Origin of the sequence: Paracoccus sediminicola, assembly GCF_027912835.1 — a bacterium.
In the GTDB taxonomy this organism is placed as follows: domain Bacteria; phylum Pseudomonadota; class Alphaproteobacteria; order Rhodobacterales; family Rhodobacteraceae; genus Paracoccus; species Paracoccus sediminicola.
In genome coordinates, this window is the sequence record NZ_CP115768.1 from 825,890 (window position 1) to 846,036 (window position 20,147).

17 protein-coding genes are annotated in these 20,147 nt (G+C 65.1%); 15 read left to right on the forward strand and 2 right to left on the reverse strand.

Translation table 11 applies throughout. The features are described from left to right. Window positions 1-73: 73 nt before the first annotated feature. Genes PAF18_RS04140 through pdeM form a run of 5 tightly spaced genes read left to right on the forward strand, consistent with a single transcriptional unit; the run spans window position 74 to window position 6,157 of the window. Window positions 74-547 (forward strand): pyridoxamine 5'-phosphate oxidase family protein, encoded by a 474-nt coding sequence (locus tag PAF18_RS04140; RefSeq protein WP_271117358.1) that lies wholly within the window; start codon window positions 74-76, stop codon window positions 545-547. Beyond that, on the forward strand, window positions 548-1,555 hold the full coding sequence (locus tag PAF18_RS04145; RefSeq protein WP_271117359.1) for a ligase-associated DNA damage response exonuclease: 1,008 nt from the start codon (window positions 548-550) through the stop codon (window positions 1,553-1,555). Continuing rightward, window positions 1,555-3,135 carry a cisplatin damage response ATP-dependent DNA ligase gene (locus PAF18_RS04150; protein ID WP_271117360.1) on the forward strand — a complete coding sequence of 527 codons (1,581 nt, stop codon included), beginning with the start codon at window positions 1,555-1,557 and terminating at the stop codon, window positions 3,133-3,135. The genes PAF18_RS04145 and PAF18_RS04150 overlap by 1 nt, the downstream gene beginning before the upstream one ends. Then, on the forward strand, window positions 3,132-5,525 hold the full coding sequence (locus PAF18_RS04155) for a ligase-associated DNA damage response DEXH box helicase (RefSeq protein WP_271117361.1): 2,394 nt from the start codon (window positions 3,132-3,134) through the stop codon (window positions 5,523-5,525). Before PAF18_RS04150 ends, PAF18_RS04155 begins: the two co-directional genes overlap by 4 nt. Then, entirely contained in the window at window positions 5,522-6,157 is a 636-nt protein-coding gene (gene pdeM / locus PAF18_RS04160; protein ID WP_271117362.1) for a ligase-associated DNA damage response endonuclease PdeM, read from the forward strand. The genes PAF18_RS04155 and pdeM overlap by 4 nt, the downstream gene beginning before the upstream one ends. Before the next feature lie 3 nt (window positions 6,158-6,160). Here pdeM and PAF18_RS04165 read toward each other — a convergent pair whose 3' ends face one another. Further along, window positions 6,161-6,676, reverse strand: coding sequence for a MarR family winged helix-turn-helix transcriptional regulator (locus PAF18_RS04165; RefSeq protein WP_271117363.1), 516 nt, complete (start codon window positions 6,674-6,676; stop codon window positions 6,161-6,163). Between the two features lie 395 nt (window positions 6,677-7,071). Between PAF18_RS04165 and PAF18_RS04170 the strand changes: the two genes are divergently transcribed. The 6 genes from PAF18_RS04170 (at window position 7,072) to PAF18_RS04195 (ending at window position 14,181) form a co-directional block, all read left to right on the forward strand. Further along, window positions 7,072-8,658 carry an ABC transporter substrate-binding protein gene (locus PAF18_RS04170; RefSeq protein ID WP_271117364.1) on the forward strand — a complete coding sequence of 529 codons (1,587 nt, stop codon included), beginning with the start codon at window positions 7,072-7,074 and terminating at the stop codon, window positions 8,656-8,658. A 77-nt stretch (window positions 8,659-8,735) separates the two neighbouring features. Then, window positions 8,736-9,743 (forward strand): ABC transporter permease subunit, encoded by a 1,008-nt coding sequence (locus tag PAF18_RS04175; RefSeq protein ID WP_271117365.1) that lies wholly within the window; start codon window positions 8,736-8,738, stop codon window positions 9,741-9,743. A gap of 3 nt (window positions 9,744-9,746) precedes the next feature. After that, a complete protein-coding gene (locus tag PAF18_RS04180; protein ID WP_271117366.1) occupies window positions 9,747-10,658 on the forward strand; it encodes an ABC transporter permease subunit in 912 nt (303 codons plus the stop codon). A 3-nt stretch (window positions 10,659-10,661) separates the two neighbouring features. Next, the gene (locus tag PAF18_RS04185; RefSeq protein ID WP_271117367.1) at window positions 10,662-11,651 is read left to right on the forward strand and encodes an ABC transporter ATP-binding protein; all 990 of its coding nucleotides are present in this window, start codon (window positions 10,662-10,664) and stop codon (window positions 11,649-11,651) included. Further along, on the forward strand, window positions 11,648-12,649 hold the full coding sequence (locus PAF18_RS04190) for an ABC transporter ATP-binding protein (RefSeq protein ID WP_271117368.1): 1,002 nt from the start codon (window positions 11,648-11,650) through the stop codon (window positions 12,647-12,649). The genes PAF18_RS04185 and PAF18_RS04190 overlap by 4 nt, the downstream gene beginning before the upstream one ends. An 80-nt stretch (window positions 12,650-12,729) precedes the next feature. Next, window positions 12,730-14,181, forward strand: coding sequence for a TrkH family potassium uptake protein (locus PAF18_RS04195; protein WP_271117369.1), 1,452 nt, complete (start codon window positions 12,730-12,732; stop codon window positions 14,179-14,181). A 58-nt stretch (window positions 14,182-14,239) separates the two neighbouring features. Here the strand turns inward: PAF18_RS04195 and PAF18_RS04200 are convergent, their stop codons facing one another. Then, a complete protein-coding gene (locus tag PAF18_RS04200) occupies window positions 14,240-15,685 on the reverse strand; it encodes a peptidoglycan-binding domain-containing protein (protein ID WP_271117370.1) in 1,446 nt (481 codons plus the stop codon). A 111-nt stretch (window positions 15,686-15,796) separates the two neighbouring features. On the opposite strand from PAF18_RS04200, the gene PAF18_RS04205 reads away from it, so the two are divergent. From PAF18_RS04205 to glyS, 4 genes are read left to right on the forward strand one after another with little or no spacing between them, the layout of a single operon-like run. Continuing rightward, entirely contained in the window at window positions 15,797-16,729 is a 933-nt protein-coding gene (locus tag PAF18_RS04205) for a glycine--tRNA ligase subunit alpha (RefSeq protein WP_271117371.1), read from the forward strand. Next, the gene (locus tag PAF18_RS04210; RefSeq protein ID WP_271117372.1) at window positions 16,726-17,205 is read left to right on the forward strand and encodes a DUF6446 family protein; all 480 of its coding nucleotides are present in this window, start codon (window positions 16,726-16,728) and stop codon (window positions 17,203-17,205) included. Before PAF18_RS04205 ends, PAF18_RS04210 begins: the two co-directional genes overlap by 4 nt. Before the next feature lie 32 nt (window positions 17,206-17,237). Further along, entirely contained in the window at window positions 17,238-17,933 is a 696-nt protein-coding gene (locus tag PAF18_RS04215; protein WP_271117373.1) for a class I SAM-dependent methyltransferase, read from the forward strand. A gap of 35 nt (window positions 17,934-17,968) precedes the next feature. Then, entirely contained in the window at window positions 17,969-20,098 is a 2,130-nt protein-coding gene (gene glyS / locus PAF18_RS04220) for a glycine--tRNA ligase subunit beta (RefSeq protein WP_271117374.1), read from the forward strand. Window positions 20,099-20,147: the final 49 nt, after the last annotated feature.

Genomic DNA, 20,147 nt, shown 5'->3' on the forward strand with positions numbered 1-20,147 from the left:
TTTGCGCCGTGGCGGGCGGGAACTTGCGGTCGCGGGGTCCCGTTATGTTCGCAGTTCAACTCAGGAGGACGACATGTCCGACGACGTCAAGACGGAATTCCGCGACCGGCTGGAAAAAGTGCGCACCGGGATGCTGGAAGTGGATGGGCGGTTTCTGCCCATGTCGCATAATCTGATCGAAAACGATCCGCATTTCTGGTTCATCACCGCCAAGGAAACCCCGATGGCCAAGGCCGCCGCGCAATCGGCGCAGGCCCGCTATACGATTTGCAGCGATGGCAAGGGGCTCTACGCCGATATCCAAGGCGCGCTGGAACTGTCGAACGATCAGGAAAAGCTGGACGAGGTCTGGAGCGTCATTGCGTCGAGCTGGTTCGAGGAAGGCAAGCAGGACCCCGATCTGCAACTGGTCCGCTATACACCCGCGAAGGCTGAGGTCTGGCTGACCGATAGCGGTGCCATCGGCTTTCTCTACGAGGTCGCCAAGGCCAATATCACCGGCGATCAGCCCGATATGGGCACCCATACCAGCATCACGCTGCCCTGAATGTCGCGGGGTCGCGCACCCCTGATTCCGAAACCCGAGGGGCTTTACTGCCCCTCGGGCGATTTTTTCGTGGACCCGGTGCGGCCGGTCGCGCGCGCGCTGATCACCCACGGCCATGCCGATCATGCGCGGGCGGGGCATGGCGCGGTTCTGGCGACGCGGCAGACGCTGGAGATCATGGCCATCCGCTATGGCGCGGATTTCACCGCGTCCCGGCAAGAGGCCGAGGGCGAGATGCGCGTGGGCGATGCCACGGTCAGTTTTCACCCGGCGGGGCATGTGCTTGGCTCGGCGCAGATTTCGGTGACGGCGGCGGGCAGGCGGGTGACGGTCTCGGGCGATTATGCGCGGGTGCCCAATGCCTCCTGCGCCGCGTGGGAGCCGGTGCCCTGCGACATCTTCGTGACCGAGGCGACATTCGGCCTGCCGGTCTTTCGCCATCCCGATCCGCAATCCGAGATGGCCAAGCTGCTGGAATCGGTCCGCGCCTTCCCCGAACGCGCGCATCTGATCGGCGCCTATTCTCTGGGCAAGGCGCAGCGGGTCATCATGTTGCTGCGCGAGGCTGGCTGGGACGCGCCGATCTTCATCCACGGCGCCTTGCAGAAGCTGTGCGATTATCACCTGGCCGAGGGCATTCCGCTGGGCGATCTGCGCCCGGCCACCACCGACAAGATGAAGAAGGCAGAGTTCGCCGGCCAGATCATCATCGCCCCGCCCTCGGCCTTCGAGGCGACATGGGCGCAGCGCTTCCCCGACCCGGTCATCGCCTTTGCCAGCGGCTGGATGTCGGTGCGCGCACGGGCGCGGCAGCGCGGGGTGGAACTGCCGCTGGTGATCTCGGATCATGTGGACTGGCCCGACCTGACCCGCACCATCGAGGAACTCGACCCTGCCGAGACATGGGTCACCCATGGCCGCGAGGATGCCGTCATCCGATGGTGCGAATTGCAGGGCCGCCGCGCCATCCCGCTGCATCTGGCGGGCTATGAAGACGAGGCCGAGTGATGCGCGAATTTGCCCATCTTCTCGAACGTCTGGCCTTCACCCCGCAGCGCAACGGCAAGCTGCGGCTGCTCGGGCGCTATTTCGGCGCGACGCCGGACCCGGAGCGCGGGCTGGCGCTTGCGGCGCTGACCGGGGATCTGAAACTGCGCGCGGTGACGTCGTCGATGCTGCGCGGGCTGGTGACCGAGCGGGTGGACGAACAGCTTTTCGCGGCGAGCTATGATTTCGTCGGCGATCTGGCCGAGACCATCGCGCTGATCTGGCCCGAGCCCGAGGCACCGCCCAACGATGCCGATCTGCCGCTGCCGATGCTGGTCGAGGAATTGCAATCCACCGGCAAGGCCGGGCTGCCCGTGTTGATCGCCTCGCGTCTGGATGCGCTGAACCCGTCCGAACGCTACGCTTATCTGAAACTCGCCACGGGCGGGCTGCGCGTGGGCGTCTCGGCCCGGCTGGCGCGGGCGGCGCTCGCCGAATATGGCGAACTGCCGCTGACCGAGATCGAGGAGATCTGGCACGGGCTGAAACCGCCCTATCTGGAATTGTTCCAATGGGCCGAGGGCGGCGAGAAACCCGTCTCGGCGGCGCTCGCGCCGTTCCGCCCGGTGATGCTGTCCACCGGCACGGATCTTCAGGCGCTGCAATCGCTGGAACCCTCGGAATATGCCGCCGAGTGGAAATGGGACGGTATCCGCGTGCAGGCGGTGTCGGATCAGGGGACACGGCGGCTCTATTCCCGGACCGGAGAGGATATTGGCGGAGCCTTTCCCGATCTGCTCGACCGGCTGGAATTTGACGGGGTGATCGACGGTGAATTGCTGGTCCGGCGCGGTGATGTGGTGGGCAGTTTCGGCGATCTGCAACAGCGGCTGAACCGCAAGACCGTGTCGAAAAAGCTGCTGGCGAGCCACCCGGCGGGGCTGCGCGCCTATGACCTGCTGATCTGGGGCGGTCGCGATCTGCGGCAGATGCCTTTCGAATCGCGCCGCGCGAGGCTGGAGGCCGCGATCGAGGGGCTGGACGATCGCCGCATCGACGCCTCGCCGCTGCTGCAATTCGACACATGGGAGGAACTTGCCGCTTTGCGTGCCGACCCGCCCGATGCCGTGATCGAAGGGATCATGCTGAAACGCCGCGACAGCGCCTATCAGGCCGGGCGGATCAGGGGGCCGTGGTTCAAATGGAAACGCGATCCGATGGTCATCGATGCGGTGCTGATGTATGCCCAACGCGGCCACGGCAAACGCTCGGGCTATTATTCGGATTTCACCTTCGGGGTCTGGGACGGGGGCGAGCTGGTGCCGGTGGGCAAGGCGTATTTCGGCTTTACGGATGAGGAATTGAAGGATCTCGACCGCTTCGTCAGGAACAACACCGTGGACCGTTTCGGCCCGGTCCGCGCCGTGGCGCAGAAGAAGGTCGTCGAGGTGGCCTTCGAGGGGCTGAACCGCTCGGCCCGGCACAAATCCGGCGTGGCGATGCGTTTTCCCCGCATCAGCCGCATCCGCGACGACAAGCCGGCGGGAGAGGCCGACCGGATCGAGACGCTGCGCGACATGCTGCCGCCCACGCTGACATGAGCCTGCCCGCCCCGATTGCCGACTGGTTCGCCCGTCAGGGCTGGACCCCGCATCCGCACCAGATCGAGCTGTTCGGGGCGCAGGGCGACACGCTGCTAATCGCGCCGACCGGGGGCGGCAAGACGCTGGCCGGGTTTCTGCCGACGCTTGCCGCGCTGATGCAGGATGCGCGGGCGGGGTTGCATACGCTCTATGTGTCGCCGCTGAAGGCGCTGACCCATGACATTGCGCGCAACCTCTCGCGCCCGGTGGCGGATCTGGGGATCGACATCCGCATCGAGGACCGCACCGGCGACACCGCCGCCGCGCGCCGGGCCCGGCAGCGCGTGGACCCGCCGCAGATCCTGCTGACCACGCCCGAGAGCCTGGCCCTGATGCTGTCCTATCCCGAAGCGCCGCAGATCTTCGGCAGCCTGCAACGCGTGGTCATCGACGAGATCCACGCGCTTGCCGAATCGAAGCGCGGCGATCAGCTGATGCTGGGGCTGGCCCGGCTGCGCAGCCTCGCGCCCGATCTGAGGGTCAGCGCCCTGTCGGCGACGGTCGAGGACCCGCAGGCGCTTGCGCAATATCTCGGTGGGGCGCGTATCGTTCAGGCCGATCCCGGCCCCGCGCCCGACATTGCCATGCTGGAAACCACACACCCGCCGCCCTGGTCCGGCGGGGGCGGGGCCTATGCGGCGCGCGACGTGATGGCGGCGATCGAGGATGCGCGGCTGACGCTTGTGTTCATCAACACCCGCGCGCAGGCCGAGCTGTTCTTCCAGTCGCTCTGGGCGGTGAACGACAACAACCTGCCCATCGGTCTGCATCACGGCTCGCTGTCCCGAGAGGTCCGCGCCAAGGCCGAGGCGGCGATGGCGGCAGGAGAGTTGCGCGCGGTGGTGGCGACGGGCAGTCTCGATCTGGGCATCGACTGGGGCGATGTGGATCTGGTGATCCAGGTCGGCGCGCCGAAAAACGTCAAGCGTCTGGTGCAGCGCATCGGGCGGGCCAATCACCGCTATAACGCGCCGTCCCGCGCGCGGATCGTGCCGGCGAACCGGTTCGAGATCATCGAATGCGTGGCTGCGCTGCAAGCCGTGGCCGAGGGCGATCTGGACGGCGAGGGGCGCGGACCGGTCGGGACATGGGGCGGGCTGGATGTGGTCTGCCAGCAGATTCTGCTGACCGCCTGTGCCGGGCCGTTCGACGCGGATGCGCTGTTTCAGGAACTGTGCAGCGCCGGGCCTTACACGGCGCTGACGCGGGCGCAATTCGACGACTGCCTCGATTTCGTGGCGACCGGCGGCTATGCGCTGCGCGCCTATGATCGCTGGCAGCGTCTGGTCGAGCGCGACGGCTCGTGGCAGCTTCGCGATCCCCGCGCCGCCCGGATGATCCGCATGAATATCGGCACCATCACCGATACCGAGAAACTCAAGGTCCGCCGCCGCACCGGCCCGGCTTTGGGCGAGATCGAGGAGGGCTTCGCGGCCAGCCTCGCCCCCGGCGACACCTTCCTGATCGGCGGCCAAACCGTGCGCTATGACCGGCTGCGCGAAATGGTCGTCGAGGTCACGCCGCAGCCCTCGCGCGATCCGCGCATCGCCACATTCGCGGGCACCAAGCTGGCGACCTCGACCGAGCTCTCCGCGCGGGTGCTGGCGCTGATCGGCGATCCGGCGGCGTGGGACGCGCTGCCCGGTCACACGCGGGACTGGCTGGAATTGCAGCGCGAAATCTCGGTCCTGCCGCAGCCCGGCACGCTGACCTGCGAAACCTTCCTGCGCGGCCGCGCCTATTTCTGCGCCTATAGCTTCGCGGGGCGCAATGCGAACCAGACGCTCGGCCTGCTGGTCACGCGGCGGATGGAGGAGGCGGGGCTTGGCCCGCTGGGATTTGTCGCCACCGATTACGCGCTGCTGATCTGGTCGATGGACCCGGTGCGCGATCCGGCGCCGTTCTTCGCGCCGGAATCGCTGCGCGACGGGCTGGATGACTGGCTGGGCGAGAACGCGGTGATGAAGCGCAGTTTCCGCAATGTCGCGATGGTGGCGGGTCTGTTGCAGCGCAACCTGCTGGGGCAGCGCAAATCGGGCAAGCAGGCGACGTTTTCCAGCGACATCATCTATGACACGCTGCGCCGCCACGATCCCGACCATCTGCTGATGCGGCTGACCCGGACCGAGGCGATGCGCGGTCTGGTGGATTTCGGACGGGTGGAAGAGATGCTCGCCTCGCGCCCCGAGATCGTCCACGCCATGCCGCCCCATGTCACCCCGCTGGCCGCACCGCTGCTGCTGGAGGTCGGCAAGGTGCCGATCCGCGGTCTGGGCGAGGACCGGCTGCTGGAAGAGGAAGCCGCGCGGATGATGTCCGAGGCCGGGCTGAACGGCGAGGCGGCATGACCAGCCATGCGTTCCGCTTTGCCGGGCATGATTTCATCGCCCGCGCCTCCGGTGCGCTCTACTGGCCTGCGCAGGACATGCTGATCCTCGCCGATCTGCATCTGGGCAAGTCCGAGCGTATGGCGCGGCGCGGAGGGGCGCTGTTGCCGCCGTTCGAAACGCGCGAAACGCTGAACCGGCTCGGCGCGGAGCTGGCGCAGACCCAGCCCGCGCGGCTGGCGCTTCTGGGCGATATTCACGATGACGACGCCGCCGCCGAGGCGCTGCCCGAGATTGAGCGGGCCATGTTCGGCGGGCTGATGGCGCGGGCCGAGACGCTGCTTGTGGCGGGCAATCACGACGTGGCGGGCGGGCTGGAGGAGAGGGTGATCGACGGTCTGGCGCTGCGCCATATCGCCGGGCAGGGGCCGGATATTTCCGGCCATTATCACCCCAAGGCGCGCGTCGCGGGACGGGCGCGGCCCTGTTTTCTGATCGGGCGCGATCACCTGATATTGCCCGCCTTCGGTCACTATACCGGCGGTCTTGCGCATGACAGCGCACCGCTGCGCCGGCTGGTGCCGCAGGGCATTGCGGTTCTGACCGGGCGGCGTGCGCTGCCGGTTCCGGTCCGGCACGCGGCGCCGGGCTGAGGCTCAGTTCGCGGCGGCGGTCTCGCGCTGTGCGGGCATCTCGGCTGCGGTATCGGCGTAATGCGTCACCAGCCGTCCCAGCAGGCTGAACAGCTTGTCGCGATCGCGCTGTCCGAGCGGTTCCAGAAGGGTTTCCTGCTGGTTGCGGATCTCGTTGCGCAGATCATTCCACCGCATCTCGCCCTCACGGCTGAGCCTCAATGCGTTATAGCGGCGGTCGGATTTCGGCTTGTCGCGGATGACGAAGCCCTCGCTTTCCATCCGGCTCACGATTTTCGTGACGGCAGATTTCTTGAGCACCACCGCCGCGGCAAGGTCGTTCTGCGAGATCCCCGGATTGAGTCCGATCAGGCTCAGCAGCGCCACGCTGCCGCTGATCGGATCATGCTCGCGATAGAAATCCGCGTTGAGATTCCGCACATGCGCGCGCAGGACGCGGGATAAAAACGACAAATCTCTGGCAAGAAAGCCAAGCTCTATCCCGTCCAGCAAATAGGCATTTTCGTCAATTTTGCTCATTAAATAGGCCTTCTGTCCATGCCGCCCTAATAATCAGGAAACTGGCAGACCCGCCCGCATCACGCGACGCTCCCACAATTTTCCACTTGTTACTAACATGTTAATTCGATTGCACGTCAATGAGGCGCTTAAAATATAGGCACAAATCCGCTCAGCGCGGGCCGCGAGAAGCGACATGCCCGTCAAACGGTTGTTAACTTGCCGGACATTTCCGGCACCCTGGCCATGCGATGGCCGGTCATGATGGGGCGATGCGATTCCCGCTGCCCGTCTGCACAGTCTGTTTCGCTCAACTTCAAAGTGCAACCCGCTTGCATCGGCGCAGCGGTTTGGGGCAAGCTTTGCCGATCAAGGATCCGCGGAAATGCGGACCGTTGTCCAACAGGAGTTGCAAGATGAAAAAACTAGTCGCGCTCAGCATCGCCGGTATGCTGATGGGGTCGGCGGTCTCGGCCCAGAACCTCGTCTATTGCTCGGAAGGCTCGCCCGAGGGATTCGATCCGGCGCTGTATACCTCTGGCACGACCTTCGACGCCTCGGCGCGGAATGTCTATGACAGGCTGGTGCATTTCGTTCATGGCGAAACCGAGATCGAGCCGGGCCTCGCCGAAAGCTGGGAAATCAGCGAGGACGGGCTGGAGTTCACCTTCAAGTTGCGCGAAGGCGTGAAATTCCACAGCACCGATTACTTCACCCCGACCCGCGACATGAACGCGGATGACGTGATCTTCAGCCTGACCCGCCAGGGCGAGGACGGCGGCGAGTATCACGACATGACCGACGGCGCGAGCTATGAATATTTCAACTCGATGTCGATGCCCGACCTGATCGAGTCGGTCGAGAAAGTCGATGATCTGACCGTGAAAATCACGCTGACCCGTCCCGAAGCGCCGATGCTCGCGAACCTCGCCATGCCCTTCGCGTCGATTGCGTCCAAGGAATATGCGGACCAGCTGATCGAGGCCGGCACGCCCGAGCTGTTCAACCAGCAACCGATCGGCACCGGGCCGTTCAAATTCGTCGATTACCAGAAGGACGCGGTGATCCGCTACGCGCGCAACGACGAATACTGGCGCGAGCCGGCGGCGATCGAGAACCTGATCTTTGCCATCACGCCGGATGCCTCGGTCCGCTATCAGAAGCTGAAGGCGGGCGAATGCCATGTGATGCCCTATCCGAACCCGGCCGATCTGGAAGCGATGAAGGCGGATGAGAACATCAACGTCGTCAGCCGCGAAGGTCTGAATGTGGGCTATCTGGCCTATAACACCCAGATGGAGCCGTTCGATCAGCCCGAGGTCCGCAAGGCGCTGAACATGGCCATCGACAAGCAGGCCATCGTCGACGGCATCTTCCAGGGCGCCGGCAGCGTCGCGAAGAACCCGATCCCGCCGACCATGTGGTCCTATAACGATGCGATCGAGGATGACGGCTATGACCCCGAGGCCGCGAAAGCCGCTCTGGAAGAGGCGGGCGTTACCGATCTGTCGATGAAGATCTGGGCGATGCCGGTGCAGCGTCCGTATAACCCCAATGCCCGCCGCATGGCCGAGATGATCCAGGCCGATCTGTCGGAAGTCGGGGTGGATGCGGAAATCGTCTCTTATGAATGGGGCGAATATCTCGAGCGTTCGAAGGCCGAGGATCGGGACGGTGCGGTTCTGCTGGGCTGGACCGGCGACAATGGCGACCCGGACAACTTCCTGGCGGTTCTGCTGGGCTGCGACGCGGTGGGAGACGCCAACCGTGCGCAATGGTGCAACGAGGAATTCGACAGCATCATCAAGCAGGCCAAGGAGGAATCCGATCAGGCCGAGCGCACGAAGCTCTATGAAGAGGCGCAGGTGATCTTCAAGGAGCAGGCGCCCTGGGCGACCATCGCGCATTCGGTCGTGAACGAGCCGATCAGCACCAAGGTGCAGGGCTACAAGATCGACCCGTTCGGGGGCCATGTGTTCTATGGCGTCAGCCTGACCGAATAAGCTGTCCTCAAGCTTGACGGCCGGGCGGCGCTGCGCCGCCCGGCCGTATCGTTTTATGCCAAGCCCGGAACCTGCCGATGCTGAGCTTCTTTCTTCGCCGCCTTGGAACCTTCGTGCCGACCTTTATCGGCGTGACCATCGTGGCCTTTGCCTTCATCCGCCTGCTGCCGGGCGATCCGATCCTCCTTCTGGCGGGCGAGCGCGGCGTCAGCGCCGAGCGCTACGCCATGCTGCAAGAGCAGCTCGGCTTCGATCAGCCGATCTGGAAACAGTATCTCGATTACGTGGCGGGGATCTTCCAGGGCGATCTGGGCACCTCGTTCGTGACCAAGCGCCCGGTGCTGGATGAATTCATGGCGCTGTTCCCGGCCACGGTCGAGCTGTCGCTCTGCGCGATCATCCTCGCCACGCTGATCGGCATTCCCGCAGGCGTCATTGCCGCGGTCAATCGCGGCAAGTTCTTCGATCAGGCGCTGATGTCCACGGCACTGATCGGATATTCGATGCCGATCTTCTGGTGGGCGCTTCTGCTGATCATCGTGTTTTCGGGCGGGCTCGGCTGGACGCCGGTCTCGGGCCGGATGGGGCTGATGTATTTCTTCGACACGCCGACCGGGTTCATGCTGATCGACAGCCTTTTGTCCGGGCAATCCGGGGCGTTCCGCTCGGCCGTGTCGCATCTGATCCTGCCGACCGTGGCGCTGGCGACGATTCCGCTTGCGGTGATCGCGCGGCAGACCCGTTCCGCCATGCTGGAGGTTCTGGGCGAGGATTACGTCCGCACCGCCCGCGCCAAAGGCATGTCGCCGATGCGTGTCAACGGGATCCACGCCCTGCGCAACGCGATGATCCCGGTCATCACCGTGATCGGCCTTTCGGTCGGCACGCTTCTGGCCGGGGCGATCCTGACCGAGACGATTTTCTCCTGGCCCGGCATCGGCAAATGGATGGTCGATTCCATCTTCCGCCGCGACTACCAGGTCGTGCAGGGCGGGCTTTTGCTGATCGCGCTCGTGGTGATGATCGTGAATCTGATCGTCGATCTGCTTTACGGCCTCTTCAACCCCAAGATCCGAAAGGGCTGAGCCATGACAGAGACAGCCAGCCAGACCGCCAGCCCGCAAACCCCGACCGCACCGCCATCGCGTCTGCGCGAGTTCTGGTCCTCCTTCCGCGAGAACCGGGGTGCGGTGATCGGGCTGTTCGTGTTCCTGGCCTTCCTGATCGTCGCCGCGCTGGCCCCGGTGCTGGCGCCCTATGCGCCCGATGCGCAATATCGCGATGCGTTGCTGGTGCCGCCCTTCTGGCAGGATGGCGGCTCGACGCGGTTCCTGCTGGGAACCGATGCGCTTGGCCGGGATCTGCTGTCGCGGCTGATCTATGGCGCGCGCTTCTCGTTCTTCGTCGGCGTGATCGTCGTGACCATCGCGACGACGATCGGTGTGCTTTTGGGCGTGATCGCCGGTTTCGCGCCGCGCTGGCTCGACACGCTCATCATGCGGCTCATGGATATCGTGCTGTCCTTCCCGAGCCTGCTTCTGGCACTCGTGCTGGTGGCGATCCTCGGGCCGAGCCTGCTGAACGCGATGATCGCCATCGCCATCGTTCTGCAACCGCATTTCGTGCGCCTCACCCGCGCCGCGGTGCTGTCTGAACGGTCGAAGGATTACGTGACCGCCGCGCGTATCGCCGGCGGGCGTCCCTTGCGGATCATGTTCAAGACGGTGCTGCCGAACTGTCTCGCGCCGATCATCGTGCAGGCGGCACTGTCCTTTTCTACGGCCGTGCTGGACACGGCGGCGCTCGGCTTTCTGGGCATGGGCGCGCAGCCGCCGACCCCGGAATGGGGCACCATGCTGGCCGAGGCGCGCGAGTTTATTTTGCGCGCCTGGTGGGTCGTCACCTTTCCCGGGCTATGCATCCTGGTCACCGTGCTCGCCATCAACCTGATGGGCGACGGTCTGCGCGACGCGCTCGACCCGAAACTGAAGCGGAGCTGAGCCATGTCTCTTCTGGAAATCCGCAATCTCAGCGTCGATTTCGCCACCACCTCGGGCAGTTTCCGGGCGGTGGACGGGGTCGATGTCACCGTCGATCAGGGTGATCTGCTGGCCATCGTGGGCGAATCCGGCTCTGGCAAATCGGTCTCGATGCTGGCGCTGATGGGGCTGCTGCCCTGGACCGCCACCGTCACTGCCGACAAGATGGAGTTCGACGGCCATGACCTGCGCCGCATCTCGGCGCGGGGGCGGCGGCGGATCGTCGGGCGCGATATCTCGATGATCTTTCAGGAGCCGATGTCCTCGCTGAACCCGGCCTTCACCGTCGGCTGGCAGATCAAGGAGAGCCTGCGCAAACATACCAGCCTGAATCGCAGCCAGCGGCAGGACCGCGCGGTCGAACTGATGCGTCAGGTGGGCATCCCGGCGCCGGAAAAGCGGCTGAAGGCCTATCCCCACCAGCTTTCGGGCGGAATGAGCCAGCGTTGCATGATCGCCATGGCGCTGGCCAACAAGCCCAAGCTGCTGATCGCGGACGAGCCGACCACCGCGCTTGATGTGACCATTCAGGCGCAGATCCTCGAACTGCTCACCGGGCTTCAGGAAGATACCGGCATGGCGATGGTGCTGATTACCCATGATATGGGCGTCGTCGCAGAGACCGTGAAGCGGGTTCAGGTACAATATGCCGGGCAGCGCGTGGAAGAGCATATGGTGCAGGGGCTTTTCGACGACCCGCATCACCCCTATACCGCAGCACTTCTGGCGGCCTTGCCAGAGCGCGCGACGGAACGCCGTCTGCCGACGATTCCGGGTGTGGTGCCCGGCCAGTTCGACCGCCCGGCCGGCTGCCTGTTCTCGCCGCGCTGCAAATTTGCCGATGCGCGTTGCCAGGCCGAGCGTCCGGTCCCCGCCAGCCCTGATCTGGGCCGCGCCCTGTGTCACTATCCGCTGGTGGACGGCCAGCCCACCGGCAAGGAGACCGCCGCATGAGCGCCCCTGTCCTCACCGCCACCAATCTGAAACGCCATTACGAGGTGAAGGGCGGCTTCATGCAGCCCGCCGCCACGCTGCGCGCGCTTGACGGGGCCAGCTTTACGCTCACCCCGGGCAAGACCTTGGCCGTTGTCGGCGAATCCGGTTCGGGAAAATCCACGCTGGCGCGCGTCGTGACCATGATCGAGCCGCCCACCGAGGGCGAGCTGGTGATCGGGGGCAAGACCATCGGCCCCGAGGGCGCGAGCCGCGACCGCGATCTGCGCGCGATGGTGCAGATCGTGTTTCAGGACCCCTATGGCAGCCTGAACCCGCGCCAGACCATCGGCCAGACGCTGATGGAGCCTTTGCTTCTGAACCGGCCCGAGATCGACCGGAAGGAACGTGAGCAGCGCGCCCGCGACATGCTGGGCATGGTCGGGTTGCGGCCCGAGCATTTCGACCGCTATCCGCATATGTTCTCGGGCGGGCAGCGTCAGCGCGTCGCCGTGGCCCGCGCCTTGATGCTGGAACCGAAGATCCTGGTGCTGGACGAGCCGGTCTCGGCGCTTGATCTGTCGATCCAGAGCCAGGTGCTGAACCTGCTCCTCGATCTGCAGGAGCGGATGGATCTCGCCTATCTCTTCATCAGCCACGACCTGTCCGTCGTGCGCCATATCGCCGATGAGGTGATGGTGATCTATCTGGGCGAGCCGGTCGAGATCGGGCCGAAGGACGTGATCTTCGACGCGCCGCGCCACCCCTATACCAAGGCGCTGATGTCGGCGACACCGATGGCCAATCCCTCGGACCGCAAGGAGCGGATCAAGCTGGAGGGCGAATTGCCTTCGCCCATGGCCAAGCCTGAAGGCTGTCCGTTCAATCCGCGCTGCTGGCGGCGGCAGGAGGTTTGTCTCAGCGTGGAACCTGCGCTCGAAGGCGGCGATCCGGGGCGGGGCGGACATTGCTTCGCCTGTCACAACCCGGTGCCCGAGGATGACAGCGCTGCGGCCTGAAAACCTCCCCGGTCGGGAATGTCGGCGCGCGCCATGCGCCCGCGCTTGACGACCCCGGCCGCGCGCGGCAAGCAATCCCCATGATAGATATCCGCCCCGTCGCCCATACCATCGGCAGGATCAGCGTCGCGCTTGGGGCGATGATGGCGTTCCCGATTGCAATCGACTATGCCGCCGGCGATCCGAACTGGATCTATATGGCCGAGGCGATGATGATCGTGGTGGTGCTGAGCGGTCTGGTCGTCGCCGCCACGGCCTCATCGCGCGGAAATCTCACCATCGAACAGAGCTTTCTTCTCACCTCCGGCCTGTGGCTGGTGCTTCCGCTGATCGGGGCGCTGCCGCTGATGATCGGCGCGCCGGGGCTGAATTTCACCGATGCCTATTTCGAGGCCATGTCGGGGCTGACGACCACCGGCACCACCGTGATCCCGGAACTCGACAACCTGCCGCGCGGCGCGAATATGTGGCGCGCCATCCTGCAATGGTCGGGCGGGCTGGGGATCGTCGTTGTGGCGATGGTGTTCCTGCCGGTGATGAAGGTCGGCGGGATGCAGTTCTTCCGCTCGGAAGGGTTCGACACGCTCGGCAAGGTGCTGCCCCGCGCCGGCCAGATCGCCGCCGAGATGACATGGATCTATCTCGGCATCACCGTTGCCTGCACGCTGCTGTATATCGTCACCGGGATGAGCGCCTATGACGCGGTGCTGCACGCGCTGACCACCTGTTCGACCGGCGGCTTCTCGAGCTATGACGCAAGCTTTGCCGAGTTCATCGGCCCGGCGGAATGGGTGGCGACGCTGTTCATGATCCTGGCCTCGATCCCCTTCGTGCGCATGGTGCAGGCGATCCGCGGCGATGTCGTGCCGCTATGGCGCGACACCCAGGTGCGGACCTATCTGCGCTGGGTGTTTTATTCCATCGCCGCCATCGTCGCCTATCGGCTGATCTATATCCACCAGACCGCCGATCCATGGGAGGTGATCCGCGAAACCACCTTCAACGTCATCACCATCTTCTCGGGCACCGGATATGCCTCGACCAATGTGCTGGAATGGGGGCATTTGCCGTTTGCACTGCTGTTCTGCGTGGCGTTGATCGGGGGCTGCACCGGCTCGACCGGCTGTTCGGTCAAGGTCTTCCGCTATCAGGTGCTGTTCCAGTCGGTGCGCGCCCAGATCCGCCGGATGCAGTCGCCGCACCGGCTCTATCCGCTTCGGCTGGCGGGCAAGCGGCTGGAAAAGGACGTGGTCGACTCGGTGATGACATTTTTCACCATGTTCGTGCTGACGCTCGGCCTGATGATCGTAGGGCTCGCGCTGATCGGACTGCATCCGCGCACAGCCCTGACCGCCGCCTGGACGGCGGTGGCCAATGTCGGGCCGGTCTGGGGCCCCGAGATCACCTCGAACGGCAGCATCGAGCAATTCCCCGACGCAGCGAAATGGCTGATGAGCTTCGGGATGTATCTCGGCCGGCTCGAACTGATGAGCGTGCTGGTGCTGCTGCTGCCACGCTTCTGGCGCGGCTGAGCGATCCGGGCGGCCCGTCTGCGCGCCCGAAAGCCGCGCAGGCGGGCCGGTGCGGTGATTATTGCAGCGGGTTCGGTGCGCCGCTGCTGTCCTCTGCTGCCGCCGCATCCTGAGATGTCGCCTCGGCTTCCTCGTCGATTGCGGGCGCGCGCTCGGCGCGGGGCGGCTGGCTGCGGGTGAAGCTGTCGGCGATCTCGGCGGCGATGCGGGGCGCGTTGGCCGCGTCCTCGACCGGCCAGATCAGCACCCAGCCCTCGACCCGGCCTTCGGCAATGCGAGATTCCGAGCGCCCGATATGGGTTTCGTTCCGCCCGCTGAGCCGTGCCGTGCCATTCCCGATCTCGCGCTCGGGCGAGGGCACCCAGCCAAGCGCCGTCACCAGCCCGGCAAGATCCTCCATCTCCTGCTGGCCGCCGGGCTGCGAGAACAGGATCAGCGCCGCGCCGGATTCGTCCTTCGGCCCATAGATCGACAGCGCCCGTTCGTCGCGGTCATGGGTCAGACGCTCCATCGGTGCGGTCACGGACAAGCCGGTGTAATCGTCGTCGAGCGTCGTCAGCCCCATCTCGGCGCGCCAGGCGTCACGGCGCTCCATCAGCTTGAGCATCGCCGTCGCTGCATCGGGGGTCTCTCTCTGCGCGCCGAGTTCGGCGGCGATGGCGGCGCGGGTCTTGGGGCCGGACTGGCCGTCAATCGCGCCGTCATAGAAACCGGCCCAGCTGAGCGCCTTTTGCACTTCGGCCATGGGCGGCATTTCGGGCGGGTTTTCGGGGGCGAGCGGCCAGCCGGGTTCGCTTCCCTCGACGACCGTGCGGCCCATCTCGGCCACAGCTTCCACGAGGCTGTCCTCGGGGATGGTGCCGCCGCCGCGCAGCGCCGCCAGCCATTGACCGGCGCCCTGTTCCGAAAACGGACCGATGGCGACGGTGAACCAGCCATTGGGCATTTCCCACAGCCCGGCCTCGGGGAGGGTTTCCCGCCAGCGGTTCAGCGCCGCGTCGGCTTCGCTCCGGTCCTGGAACGCTTCAAGGCGGAGATAGTGATCGGGCGAGGGCGGCTCGGGCTGGATCGGTTCGGGCGCGGGGGCGGGAACCACACCCGCGGTTGACGCATCGCTGGCGCCGTTCGCCGCATTCTCTCCCTGCGGCCGATCGTCTTGCGCTGCGGCGGTATCCGCCGAAACGGCGCTGGCGTCGAACGGCGTCGCCGGCAGCCCCTCGGCCGGGCTGAGCAAGCTGTCCGACGGAATTGTGCGCGCCTCTTTCAGGGCTGCCATCTGCGCCTCGGCCTCTTCGCGTGGCAGCGGGCCGAAGGCGATGGCCGTCCAGCTTTGACCGACCGGGAAGGTCACCACCGGCAGATCGGCGACGCGTGATTGCCAGCTTGCCGCCGCCTGCTGAACCGCCTGCGCGCCGCGCTTTGCCTCGACGCGGATGAACACGTCCTCTGCCAGCGCCATGCCCGGCAGCGCCGTGCCAAGTGCCAGCAGCACAATCGGTTTCATCATTTTCGCCTTCATAATTCTGTCTCGCCTCATGCCGGTCCGTTGACCCTTTGTCTTGCCGCGCCTAGAACACGCGGGCGCTTTGGCAGACATACGAAAAAGGATGCCCCCATGACCAGCCCCAGCAGTGACGCAGCCCCGCGTTGTTTCCAGGATGTGATCCTGCGCCTGCAGGCTCATTGGGCGAAATCGGGCTGCGCAGTGTTGCAACCTTACGATATGGAGGTCGGCGCGGGCACGTTTCACCCGGCGACGACGCTGCGCTCGCTGGGGCCGAAGCCCTGGGCGGCGGCCTATGTCCAGCCCTCGCGCCGCCCGACCGATGGGCGCTATGGCGAGAACCCGAACCGGTTGCAGCATTACTATCAGTATCAGGTCATCATCAAACCCAGCCCGCCCAACCTGCAAGAGCTGTATCTGGACAGTCTGCGTGCCATCGGGCTGGACCCGCTGATCCATGACGTGCGCTTTGTCGAGGATGACTGGGAATCCCCGACGCTGGGTGCCTGGGGGCTGGGCTGGGAGGTCTGGTGCGACGGGATGGAGGTCAGCCAGTTCACCTATTTCCAGCAGGTCGCGGGCTATGACTGCGCGCCGGTCTCGGGCGAGCTGACCTATGGGCTAGAGCGTCTGGCGATGTATGTGCTGGGTGCCGAGCATGTGATGGGCATGCCGTTCAACGATCCCGACAGCCCGATCCCGCTGACATATGGCGACATCTTCCGCCAGACCGAGGAAGAATATTCCCGCTGGAATTTCGAGGTGGCCGATACCGAAACGCTGTTCCAGCATTTCAGGGATGCCGAGGCGGAATGCGAGCGGATCGTCACCGCCGCCGAAGAGGACAGCGCCGGGCGCCGCATCCTGATGGCGCATCCGGCCTATGATCAGGCGATCAAGGCCAGCCATGTGTTCAACCTGCTGGATGCGCGCGGGGTGATCTCGGTCACGGAACGCGCCGATTATATCCGCCGGGTGAGGGCGCTCACCAAGAAATGTGCCGATCTCTTCATGCAGACCCCGCTTGCGCAGGACGTGGCATGAACATCACCGCAGGGAAGCTGATGGCCGGCGGGCTGGTGCTGTGCGGCGTCGCGGCCGGGATCGGGGTCTGGTATACGCAGAACTATGCCTATTACGACGAACTCGACCCGGCAGAGGTCGAGTTGACTGCCGTTGTGGATGGCGCGCCCGTGCCGCTGGCAGCCCAGGACATTCGCGCCATCGACGGCAGCAGCGCCCCGCATCGCTGGCGGGCCTGCGCCCGGCTGACCGCGCCGCTGCCCGCAAATGCCACGCCTTTCCCGGATGCCACACCGACCTACGGCCCCGGCTGGTTCGACTGTTTCGATGCCGAACAGATCGGCCACGACCTTGAAACCGGCGCCGCCGGCGCATGGCTCGCGCGATCCGAAATTGCGCCCGATGTGGACCGTATCCTTGCAGTCTACCCCGACGGGCGCGTCTTCGGCTGGCACCAGATCAATGATAAGACGCCCGAGCGCGGCGTGATGGAATGACGGATGAGGGGCCTGCAAGCAGGTTGACAGGGATGGACGACAAGAAAAAACTGGGAAAATTCAAGCAGGCCGTCGTCGATGCGAAAGCGCTGGCGGGCGAGGAAAAGCTGGAACAGGACGGCTATGTGCTGTTCCAGTATCCCGATTACGACACCTATCGCATGGTGCAGACAGCCGGCAACAAGGCCAAGCTGCGCGCGCAATTCGTCAAGCGGTCCCATATCGACATCCTTTCGGCTTATCTGTCAGAAAAGCTGGGCCGGATCGGATTTGGCATCTGTCACGGCACACGGCGCGGCGCCGAACAGGGCTGGTTCCGCGATGCGCTGGGCGCCGGGGCCGAGGTGATCGGGACCGAGATTTCGGACACTGCCAGCCAGTTCCCCAACACGGTCCAGTGGGATTTCCATTACATCAATCCCGATTGGTCGGGCAAGGCGGATTTCGTTTATTCGAACTCCTGGGATCACGCATTCAAGCCCGAACAGGCCTTCGCGGCCTGGATCGACGCGCTGCGCCCTGGCGGGGTGATGTTGCTGGATTACACCAAGGGTCAATCGCCCGAGGCCGCAAATCCCCTGGACCCGTTCGGTATCACGCTGGAAGCCCTGGTCGAGATGCTGAGCAGGAATTTCGGCGATCAGGGGCGGCTGCTGACGCCGCTCAATACGCGCAAAACCAACAAGGAATACCGCGCCATCGTCGTGATATTCCAGAAGAACGCTTAACGGCCCTGCGGCCCGGACCGACAGACGGATAACACATGCCCGACTTGCTGATCGAACTCTTCTCTGAGGAAATACCCGCCCGGATGCAGGCCCGCGCCCGTGAGGAGCTGAAGAAGCTGGTCACGAATGGTCTGGTCGAGGCCGGGCTGACCTATGCGAGCGCCGGGGCGTTTTCGACCCCGCGCCGTCTGGCCTTGTCGGTCGAGGGGTTGACGGATTCCTCGAAGCCTGAGCGAGAGGAACGCAAAGGCCCGCGCGCCGACGCCCCGGAAAAGGCGCTGGAGGGTTTCCTGCGCTCGACCGGGCTGAGCAAGGATCAGCTGGAACTGCGCGACGACAAGAAGGGGAAGGTCTATTTCGCCGTGATCGACCGGCCCGGCCGTCCGGCGGCCGAGATCGTGGCAGAGGTGCTGTCGGCCGCGATCCGCAACTTCCCCTGGCCGAAATCCATGCGGTGGGGTGCGGGTTCGCTGCGCTGGGTGCGTCCGCTGCATTCGATCCTATGCATTCTCTCGGATGAGAGCGGTGCGCGGATCGTGCCGTTGCAGGTGGACGGCATCGCCTCGGGCGACACGACCCGCGGTCATCGTTTTCTATCGCCGGATGCGTTTTCCGTCGCGAATTTCGAGGATTACGCGATAAAGCTGCGCCGCGCCAAGGTGATGCTCGACACCGCCGAGCGTGAGGGGGCCATCGCGCAGGAAGCCGCCAATCTCGCCTTCGCCCGGGGTTGGGAGATCGTCGAGGATCAGGGCCTGCTGACCGAGGTTGCCGGCCTGGTCGAATGGCCCGTGCCGCTGATGGGCGAGATCGAGGAACGGTTTCTGGATCTGCCGCCCGAGGTGTTGCAGACCTCGATGAAGGAACATCAGAAATTCTTTTCGGCCCGCAATCCGAAGACCGGCCGGATCGAGGGCTTCGTCACCGTCGCCAATATCGAGACACCCGATGACGGCGCGACGATCCTTGCCGGGAACCAGCGTGTGCTGGCTGCGCGGCTGTCGGATGCGGCGTTTTTCTGGGAAAACGATCTGCGCGTGGCGAAGGCGGGCATGGGCGATTGGGCCGAAGGTCTGAAATCCGTGACCTTCCACAACAAGCTGGGATCGCAGGCGGACCGCGTGGCCCGGATCGCCGCCTTGGCACGAGAGATCGCGCCGATGGTCGGGGCCGACCCGGATCAGGCGGCGCGCGCGGCCGAACTGGCCAAGCTGGATCTGCGCAGCGAGATGGTCGGCGAGTTCCCGGAGTTGCAGGGGATCATGGGCAGGTATTACGCGCTTGAGGCCGGAGAGGACGCGGCGGTCGCCGATGCCGCGCGGGACCATTACTCACCGCTCGGGCCGAATGACAAGGTGCCGGACGCGCCTGTTTCGGTTGCCGTCGCGCTCGCCGACAAGATCGACACGCTGTCCGGGTTCTGGGCGATTGATGAGAAGCCCACGGGGTCTAAGGACCCCTTTGCGCTGCGGCGGGCGGCGTTGGGGGTTATTCGGTTGGTGCTGGCGAATGGGGTGCGCTCTCAGCTTGGCAAGACAGCGCGTGCTGCTCTGTCGTCAGGGTTGATGAGCGATTTCGGAAAGAGCCACGGCCCGGGCCATGGCGCGGCTGCCGACGAGGATCGCGTCGGCAGCATCTCCGACGACCTCCTCGCCTTCCTTCATGACCGCCTGAAGGTCTATCTCCGCGATCAGGGCATCCGGCATGACATCATCGACGCGGTGCTCGCGCAGCCCGGCAATGACGATCTGGTGCTGGTCGTCAACCGGGCCACGGCGATGAACGACATGCTCAGCACCGAGGACGGGCAGAACCTGACGCAGGGCCTCAAGCGGGCGTCGAATATCCTGGCGCAGGCCGAGGAAAAGGACGGCGTCGAATACAGCTTCGGGGCCGATCCGAAATTCGCCGAGACCGACGCGGAACGCGCCCTGTTTGCCGCGCTCGACGCCGCCGAACCGGCGATCAAAGCATCGGTGGCCAAGGAAGACTTCCCCGCCGCCATGTCCGCGATTGCGGGCCTGCGCGCGCCGATTGACGCGTTTTTCGATGCGGTGCAGGTCAATACCGACAACCAGATCGTGCGGCGCAACCGTCTGAACCTGCTGTCCCGCATCCGTGAAGCTGGGCGGAATATCGCCGACTTCACACGTATCGAGGGCTGACCCCGAAGAAATTCGCGCCCTCGCTGCAACTTCAGCACATCGTGTCGCG